Source organism: Moorena sp. SIO2C4, from assembly GCF_010672485.1.
Classification (GTDB): Bacteria; Cyanobacteriota; Cyanobacteriia; order Cyanobacteriales; family Coleofasciculaceae; genus Moorena; species Moorena producens.
In genome coordinates this window covers 1-1272 of the sequence record NZ_JAAHGN010001499.1, presented here as the reverse complement: position 1 = coordinate 1272, position 1272 = coordinate 1, and the positions used below count along the sequence as shown (strand labels likewise).

The window sequence follows — 1272 nt, the reverse complement described above, 5'->3', positions numbered from 1 at the left end:
GCTGGGGGGGCGACGATATGGCTTGAAACGATTGATACGTCAAGAGTGTAACGATCTGTGATAGAAAAAGATAGGTCTCAAATTGTCAATAAGACCTATCTGTTGCAAATGTTACCCTTATTCTATCAAAAGCATCTTAAAATTCAACTAAAGTATCGTAATTTTATTTTATTAAATATTTTAGTGATGCTTGTACAATCAATCAAAAGAGTTAGCATAGAAAAGTTAGCAAATGCTTTACCTCTTGGAATAAAATTTGAAAGTAGAAGAAAAAGAATTCAGCGCTTTTTGTCTTTACCAAATCTAAGATTTGAAACTATTTGGTTTCCTATCATAGCTAGTATACTAGAAACATACTTTGAAACAGATGAACTAGTTTATATAGCAATTGACCGTACAAATTGGGGTAAAATAAATCTTTTAGTAACTAGCCTGATTTGGGATAAAAGAGCATTGCCAATATACTTTACTTTGATGCCAAAATTAGGTAGCAGTAATCTTAAAGAACAGAGCAGTCATCTATCAACAATAATTCCCATTTTTAAAGATTATAAAATTTGCCTATTGGGAGATAGAGAATTTTGTTCTGTTAAGCTAGCGAAATGGTTGTCAGAAAAGTCTGTATACTTTTGTTTACGTCTCAAAAAAAATGAGTTTATTGAAGTCAAAAAGAAAATTTGGATTGAGTTATCAAATCTTGGGTTAATACCAGGAACTTCATTCTTTATTAAAGGAGTAAAAATAACTAAAATAAAGGGATTTAGCACTTTTAACGTTGCATGCAAATGGAAGCGTAATATTTCCGGATTTATCCCCAAAGAAGGATGGTTCATTATGACAAATTTAAATTCCTTAGAATTGGCGATTGCTGCTTATAAGAAACGGTTTGGCATTGAAGAAATGTTTAGAGATTTTAAAACAGGAGGCGATAATTTAGAAGACACTAATGTCTATGGTGATCGGTTGATTTCGCTAATTTTATTGATATCAATAGCCTATACTTCTGCTACCATTCAAGGACAGCAAATTAAACTAAAAGGAATTCAAAAATATATCGGCAGAGTAAAAGAAGATGGCCGTTCACAACGACGACACAGTAGTTTTTATATAGGATTATATGCTCAAAATTGGGTCAGTTTTAGCGATGAGTGTATTAATTTAGTACGAGAATTAATGAGACTTAATCGTAATAAATGGAAGTATTATTTACGAGGAATGAGAGCTAAATCGCTTGTCCTGTCTGCTTTATAACTATTTTCGTCGCCCCCCCAG

The 1272-nt window shown here is 32.3% G+C and carries 1 protein-coding gene; it reads left to right on the top strand.

The window, feature by feature from the left end; translation table 11 throughout:
- The first annotated feature begins 108 nt into the window (after positions 1-108).
- Positions 109-1251 carry an IS4 family transposase gene (locus F6K20_RS38960; protein ID WP_287298518.1) on the top strand — a complete coding sequence of 381 codons (1143 nt, stop codon included), beginning with the start codon at positions 109-111 and terminating at the stop codon, positions 1249-1251.
- The last annotated feature ends 21 nt before the right edge of the window (positions 1252-1272 follow it).

Bases quoted from the DNA above. Each gene is read 5' to 3' on its own strand.
- F6K20_RS38960 (WP_287298518.1), top strand. From the start codon at position 109: ATGTTACCCTTATTCTATCAAAAGCATCTTAAAATTCAACTAAAGTAT.